Below are 6,197 nucleotides of genomic sequence, written 5' to 3' on the forward strand. Positions count from 1 at the left end.
ACCGCAGGGTCCCGGTTTCCGACAGGCTGTCGCCGACCCGCAGCACCCCGTGGTTGGGGATGCCGATGACGTCGCCGGCATAGGCCTCTTCCGCCAGCTCCCGGTCGGAGGCGAAGAACATGATCGGGGCGTTGACGCTCAGCTGCTTGCCGGTGTTCTGCACCTTCAGCTTCATGCCGCGGGCGAACTTGCCCGAGGTGAGCTTGAGGAAGGCGATGCGGTCCCGGTGGTTGGGATCCATGTTCGCCTGCACCTTGAAGACGAAGCCCGACACCTCGCGGTCGCCGGGCGCCACATGGGTGTCCTCGCCCGCGCGCAGGGCGGGGACGTTCTTCGGCGGCGGCGCGTAGGCGCCGATGCCTTCCAGCAGCTGGTCGACGCCGAAGTGGCGCAACGCCGAGCCGAAGAAGACCGGGGTCATGTGGCCTTCCAGGAACGACTGCGGATCGAACGGCTTGGCCGCCTCCTGCACCAGCATGGCGCCGTCCGCCAACTCCTCCTGCTCCTCCGGGTCGAGGTAGGAGACGATGGCGTTGCTCTTGAAGGCGATCGGCTCCGGATGCCCCTGCTCGCCGTCGGGGCCCTTCTTGGCGAAGGGGATGAACTTCTCGCGCCGCAGGTCGAGCATGCCCTTGAAGCGGCCGCCGGAGCCCGCGGGCCAATAGAGCGGCGCGGGATCGAGCGCCAGCTTGGAGGCGATCTCGTCCAGCAGGGCGAACGGGTCCTGCGCCTCGCGGTCCATCTTGTTGATGAAGGTGACGATGGGGATGTCGCGCAGCCGGCAGACCTCGAACAGCTTCAGGGTCTGCGGCTCGATGCCCTTGGCGGCGTCCAGCACCATCACCGCGGCGTCGGCGGCGGTCAGCGTGCGGTAGGTGTCCTCCGAGAAGTCCTCGTGGCCCGGGGTGTCCAGCAGGTTGAACATCAGCCCGTCGTGGTCAAACGTCATCACGCTGGCCGAGACCGAGATGCCCCGCTCGCGCTCGATCTTCATCCAGTCCGAACGGGTGCGGCGGTTCTCGCCCCGCGCCCTGACCTGACCCGCCGCCCGGATCGCGCCCCCGGCCAGCAGCAGGTTCTCAGTGAGCGTGGTCTTGCCGGCGTCGGGATGGGAGATGATCGCGAAGGTTCGCCGGCGGGCGGCCTCGGCGGCAGGGGAAGTGGTCATTTGCGGCTTCTAGCAATCACGGCATCGTTGACGCAATGAAATAAAAGGATTATTTCGCGGACTCTTTACAGGATTACGCAATGAAGCGCCTAGTTCGTCGACGTACGCTGCCTGATGGCCGCGTGGAGATCTTCACCCCGAAGATGACCGACGGCTACTACACGCTCGCCGACCGCGTCGTCGATCCAAAGAAGCACAACACGGCCGCGAACCAGTTCTTCGTTCGGGATGTCGAAGCGGTCATTGCGCGGCTTCAGCGGGGTGGCGTCAGCGTGAGAATGCGGGGGGACATCACGGGACAAGAGAACCTGCTTAGCGCTGGCGCGATTGAAATCGAGGAAGACCCCGTCGTCCCCGCGGGCGTTGCGGAGGACGACGATCCCTTCGCTACATTCGCGGAGTGGAACAGCGAGGCTGACGACGCCGCGTATGGCAGCCTGTGAGCTACGCGCCTTTTGACGTCGTGGTCGTGCCCTTTCCGTACAGCGATCGGCTCGCGGAAAAGCGGCGCCCCGCCCTGGTCGTCTCCGCGGTCGCACTGGGGGCGGACCTCGAGCGGCTCTGGGTGGTGATGATCACGAGCGATCGCGGACAGCGTTTGCATGGCGACGCGGAACTCAGCGACCTTGGAGCGGCGGGCTTGCCAGCCGCCTCGATCGTGCGCGCAAGCAAGATCGCGACCATCGAACTGTCTCATGTGCTGCGGCGCGCGGGCCGCCTTGCCGGGGCCGATCAAGACGCGGCGCTGGCGGCGCTCAAGACCTGTGCAGGGTTCTGAACGGCGGGCCGTAGCTGCTCGAACGTGCATTGACGCGGCGCCTTGTCGGGGCGCCAGCGGATCAGCTTGGTCCCGTGGCGGAAGCGGTCGCCGGTCACGTGGTCGTAGCGGACCTCCGCCACCAGCTCAGGCTTCAGCGGCGTCCATTCGGCCGAGCGTTCGCCGCTCCAGCGGCTCGGGCCGCCGGGCGCCGAGCCGGTGAAGCCCGGTCCGCCGGCCAGCTTCTCCAGCCGCCGGGTCAGCGCCGGCCGCTCGGCGTCGGTGATGGTCGAGGTGAAGCCCACGTGGTCGAGCTTGCCCGCCGCATCGTAGAGCCCGAGCAGCAGGGAGCCCACCAGCCGACTGCCCTGCTGATAGCGGAAACCGCCCACCACGCAGTCGGCGGTGCGCATGCGCTTGATCTTCAGCATCGCGCGCTCGCCGGAGACGTAAGGCCCGTCGAGCCGCTTGGCGACCACGCCGTCCAGGGCAGCGCCGGTCTGCGCCAGCCAGGCGCGGGCCTCCTCCACAGCTTCGGTTCCCGGTGACAGCCGCAGGCGCTCCGGACGTTTGAACCGGGCGAACAGGGCCTCCAGCGCCGCGCGGCGCTGGGTCAGCGGCGCATCGACCAGCGAGCGGCCGCTGGCGTCTGCCAGGCAGTCGAACAGCACCAGCGTGGCCGGGGTCTCGGCCGCCAGCTTGCGCACCCGGCTTTCGGCGGGATGCAGCCGCATCTGCAGGGCGTCGAACGACAGCTCGCCGTTCACCGAGATGGTCAGCTCGCCGTCGACCACGAACCGCTCCACCGGCAGCGCCTTAACGGCCGCCACCATGTCCGGGAAGTAGCGGCCGAGCGGCTTGCCCGACTTGGCCCGCAGCTCGACCTCGTCACCCGCCCTAAACGCCAGGCAGCGGAAGCCGTCCCACTTGGGCTCGAACCGCCAGCCCGGATCGGTGGGCAAGGCCTCGGTGAGCTTCGCCTCCATGGGTGCGAAGTCGAGGGGAACGGGCAGGTCGCTCAGCGTCGGCATCGTCAGCCCAACAGCCGCCGGACGAGAGCGTTCCAGCGCTTACGCCGCCAGCCGCCGCCAAATCCTGCGGTCGGCGCTAACGGCGTCGAGCCTGCCGCCCTGTTGCAGGGTGAAGAGCTCGGCCATCACCTCGAACTGGCAGTTGACGAACCGCACCGTCACCTCCTGCGGCATACAGTTCAACGCCGGGGCGACGAACAGGGCGGCGTTGATCGTCGGCGTCTTGGCGGAGATCAGCGCGGCCAGCCGGCGCGCCCGCTGCACATTGGTGCGCTGCAGCAGCGGCTCGGCGGCGTAGAGTTCCTGGCCCATGCGCAGGATCGTGGGAAAGGCCAGGTCGCGCATCCGGCGACCGCCCAGCCGGGCGTTCATGGCCACGCCATCGAGGCGGAAGACAACGTCGTTCAGGAGAAAAAGCATACTGGAACTGGAAGGCGCTCGGTCGCGGGGCGGACCTTGTCCCATGTCGCGCTTTCCCCGCGGTTCACGAAGGCGGTTAACGGGCGAAATTCGCCCGGGGTCAGCCCTTTTCGACGGGCTCGGTCAGGAAGTGGCGGCCCTGGCGGTCGTCGATCTCCACCACCCAGACGTCGGGGTCCACCCGGACCGCGCGCTCGATATAGGCGTCGAGGTCCGGCTCCTGGTCGGAAGGGGCCGGCTGCATCCAGACCCGCTCGCCGTCCAGGCGGGTGGCCTCGGCGTAGAGCCTGGCGGTCCCCTCGGGGCGGTTCAGCACCTTGACCAGCACGGCGCCGGCGCGCGCGTCGCCCTTGCGGATCACCATGCCGAAGGCGCCCGAGAGCTCGGCCCGGCGGATCAGCGCGCTGACCCAGATGTCGGTAGAGAGCAACATTGCGGATAAATGCGTCCCCGCTAACGGGATGGCAACGCTACCCCGATAGCTTGGCCATTGGTCCTGCGACCAGAACGAGAACGGACGACGCATGAAGAGCTCGCGCAGAAAAGCGCGGCCGGCGTCTCGGTGGATGGGGTTGATGTTGGCGGCGGCGGGGGCCGCGGCGCCCGGCTTCGCGCATGCGCAGCCGGTCGACCTGTTCTACGAGCGTACGGTGATGTCGGCGGCGGATACGCGCTGCGGACTGTTCGCGCCCGATGTGGCCGCGGCGCTGGCCGCCGCGACGGCCCAGGCCCGCGGCGCGGCCCTGCGCGCCGGGACCTCCTCTAACGCCTTGCGCCAGACCGAGCAGGCCGCGCGCGCCAAGGCCGCCGCCTTCGACTGCGCCTCACCGGACATCGGGACCGCCGCCGCGCGCGTGCGAACCGCCTTCTCCGGCTTCGCGAAGATGACGCGTCTCTCCTACGCCGGCGACGTCGCGGGCTGGCAAGCCGACCGCAACGTCGGCCGGTCGGCGCGTTGGCGGCTGTCGCAGGAGGCGAGCTTCGGCGCCGACCGCATGGCCTTCGGGCTCGCCGGCCGCGACGGCTCGGGGGTGCTCCTGGCGGTGGCCGATTTCGCCGACGGCGGCGAGCCCTACGCAGCGCGCCTGGTCCTGCGCGACTCCAGCCGCAGCGGCCAACCCTATCTCGACCGCTTCGGCGGTGGATCAACGGTGGGCCTGCCGCTCGCCAGGCGCCTGCCCCCGCGCGGCGCGCTGAAGGCCTACGCCGCGGCCACGCGCAGCCCAGCGGGCGAGGACCTGCTGCCCAAGGGCGCCGACGCCGGCTGGGCCTTCCGCTTTCCCGACACCGCCGCCGCCGAGCTGGCCAAGCTCGACCCACGTGAGGCGGTAGCCGTGGAATTCCTGTTCCCGGGCGACGTCACCCGCCGCGCCTATGTGGAAGTCGGCGATTTCGCGGCCGGCCGGGCCTTCCTGCAGGCCGGCGGGCGCTGAAGCGTTTCCCAGCTGACGTGCGACACGTCAGCCGATCAGGAAGAGCGGCAAAGCAAAGAGCCTAAGCTTCGGCGCTCAGCCCAAGGGGGTGCGCCTGCGCCGCGGCCAGCAGCACCGGCATCCGCACGGTGACCGTCGTGCCCTCGCCGAGCGCGCTGTCGATGGTCATCTCGCCGCCGTGCAGCCGGGCGAAGGCGCGCACCAGGGAGAGGCCGAGCCCGGAGCCGGCCTGGCGGTGGTCGGCGTCGCCCGCCTGTTCGAAGGGCCGGCCGAGCCGCATCAGGTCCTGCGGCGAGATGCCGACGCCGGTGTCGGTCACGACGATCTCCAGAGCCTCGCCCGCGGGTTGCGCCGTCACCGTCACCGCCCCGCCCTTCGGCGTGAACTTCAAGGCGTTGGAGATCAGGTTGAAGGCGATCTGCTTGATCGCCCGCCGGTCGGCCTCGACCTCCAGCGACTGCGCCGACAGGTCGGCCTTCAGGTGGACGCCGGCCCGGTCGGCCTGGCCGCGCATCAGCCGCAGGACCGCGGAGATGGCGTCGCGGGCGTCGAACTCCTCGCGCGCCAGCTCAAAGCGCTCGGCTTCGATCTTCGACATGTCGAGCACGTCGTTGATCAGTTCCAGGAGGTGCGACCCGCTCTCATGGATCAGATCGGCGTATTCGGCGTAGCGGTCGGACATCGGTCCGAACAGCCGCTGCCGCATGATGTCGGAGAAGCCCATGATCGCGTTCAGCGGGGTGCGCAGCTCGTGGCTCATGTTGGCCAGGAACCGCGACTTGCCGGCGTTCTGCTGTTCCGCCTGCAGCCGGGCCTCCTCCAGCTCCGCCTCGCGGGCCCGTTGGGCGCGCGCGTCGCGCAAGGCGCCCACCAGGCGGGTCGGGCTCATCCGCCGTACGGTCAGCACGCACCAGCCCTGGGCGTCGTGGGCCGGTACGAAGCTCGCCTCCGCCGAGCCGTCGATCGCCGCGCGCAGCAGCGCCGCATCGACGTCCGCGCGGTCCTCGGCGGACACCAGGTCGCCCAGGTTGCGGTCGCGCAGGTCGCGGGTCTCCAGCCCGACCGGCGCCTCGCCGAACGCCTCCAGGATGCGTCCGCCGGGATAGAGCGCCATCAGCAGCTGGGGCTGGTGGTCGAGCGCCTCGCGAAGTTCGAGTTCCGCCTCGCGCGCCCGGGCGTCCTCGCCGCGCACCTTGCCCTGCAGCGCCACGAGGCTGGCCGCCAGGCCCATGCCCGTGGTCCCCAGCGCCAGCAGGCTGAGCCAGTTGAAGAGCCCCTCCGGCGGTCTCGCCAGCGGGAGAAACGCGACGCCCAGCGCCGCGAGCGCCGCGGCCGCCACGCCGCAGGCGGCGCCCAGCGCCAGCAGCCTCGGCCGCCCGAATGCAGCC

At 70.1% G+C, this 6,197-nt stretch carries 8 protein-coding genes; 3 read left to right on the plus strand and 5 right to left on the minus strand.

Features of this window, described 5'->3' with window-relative positions; all coding sequences use genetic code 11:
• Positions 1-1,168, minus strand: a 1,168-nt coding sequence (locus tag JWP28_RS11865; RefSeq protein WP_299543106.1) for a peptide chain release factor 3, incomplete at its 3' end; no start/stop codon positions are given.
• Between the two features lie 143 nt (positions 1,169-1,311).
• Here JWP28_RS11865 and JWP28_RS11870 point away from each other — a divergent pair.
• On the plus strand, positions 1,312-1,611 hold the full coding sequence (locus JWP28_RS11870) for a hypothetical protein (RefSeq protein ID WP_299543107.1): 300 nt from the start codon (positions 1,312-1,314) through the stop codon (positions 1,609-1,611).
• Positions 1,608-1,946: a type II toxin-antitoxin system PemK/MazF family toxin gene (locus JWP28_RS11875; protein ID WP_299543108.1), complete on the plus strand. Its 339-nt coding sequence runs from the start codon at positions 1,608-1,610 to the stop codon at positions 1,944-1,946. Before JWP28_RS11870 ends, JWP28_RS11875 begins: the two co-directional genes overlap by 4 nt.
• Here JWP28_RS11875 and JWP28_RS11880 read toward each other — a convergent pair.
• The 3 genes from JWP28_RS11880 to JWP28_RS11890 all read right to left on the minus strand — a co-directional run bounded on the left by JWP28_RS11880 (position 1,901) and on the right by JWP28_RS11890 (position 3,809).
• On the minus strand, positions 1,901-2,956 hold the full coding sequence (locus JWP28_RS11880; protein ID WP_299543110.1) for an ATP-dependent DNA ligase: 1,056 nt from the start codon (positions 2,954-2,956) through the stop codon (positions 1,901-1,903). The two genes, JWP28_RS11875 and JWP28_RS11880, sit on opposite strands and share 46 nt — an antisense overlap.
• 39 nt (positions 2,957-2,995) lie before the next feature.
• Positions 2,996-3,376, minus strand: a complete 381-nt coding sequence (locus JWP28_RS11885) for a hypothetical protein (protein WP_299543112.1) — start codon at positions 3,374-3,376, stop codon at positions 2,996-2,998.
• Between the two features lie 100 nt (positions 3,377-3,476).
• Positions 3,477-3,809: a DUF1491 family protein gene (locus JWP28_RS11890; RefSeq protein WP_299543113.1), complete on the minus strand. Its 333-nt coding sequence runs from the start codon at positions 3,807-3,809 to the stop codon at positions 3,477-3,479.
• A gap of 142 nt (positions 3,810-3,951) precedes the next feature.
• Here JWP28_RS11890 and JWP28_RS11895 point away from each other — a divergent pair, with 142 nt between their 5' ends.
• Positions 3,952-4,809, plus strand: coding sequence for a hypothetical protein (locus JWP28_RS11895; RefSeq protein ID WP_299543115.1), 858 nt, complete (start codon positions 3,952-3,954; stop codon positions 4,807-4,809).
• Positions 4,810-4,870: 61 nt separating this feature from the next.
• Here the strand turns inward: JWP28_RS11895 and JWP28_RS11900 are convergent.
• Positions 4,871-6,197 (minus strand): HAMP domain-containing sensor histidine kinase (locus JWP28_RS11900; protein WP_299543116.1); only part of this gene is annotated, 1,327 nt, incomplete at its 5' end.

Origin of the sequence: Phenylobacterium sp., assembly GCF_028290885.1 — a bacterium.
Classification (GTDB): Bacteria; Pseudomonadota; Alphaproteobacteria; order Caulobacterales; family Caulobacteraceae; genus Phenylobacterium.

Excerpts from the sequence above, each read along its gene's own strand:
- JWP28_RS11870 (WP_299543107.1), top strand. The coding sequence starts at position 1,312 with ATGACCGACGGCTACTACACGCTCGCCGACCGCGTCGTCGATCCAAAG.
- JWP28_RS11880 (WP_299543110.1), bottom strand. The coding sequence starts at position 2,956 with ATGCCGACGCTGAGCGACCTGCCCGTTCCCCTCGACTTCGCACCCATG.
- JWP28_RS11885 (WP_299543112.1), bottom strand. The coding sequence starts at position 3,376 with ATGCTTTTTCTCCTGAACGACGTTGTCTTCCGCCTCGATGGCGTGGCC.
- JWP28_RS11895 (WP_299543115.1), top strand. The coding sequence starts at position 3,952 with ATGTTGGCGGCGGCGGGGGCCGCGGCGCCCGGCTTCGCGCATGCGCAG.
- JWP28_RS11890 (WP_299543113.1), bottom strand. The coding sequence starts at position 3,809 with ATGTTGCTCTCTACCGACATCTGGGTCAGCGCGCTGATCCGCCGGGCC.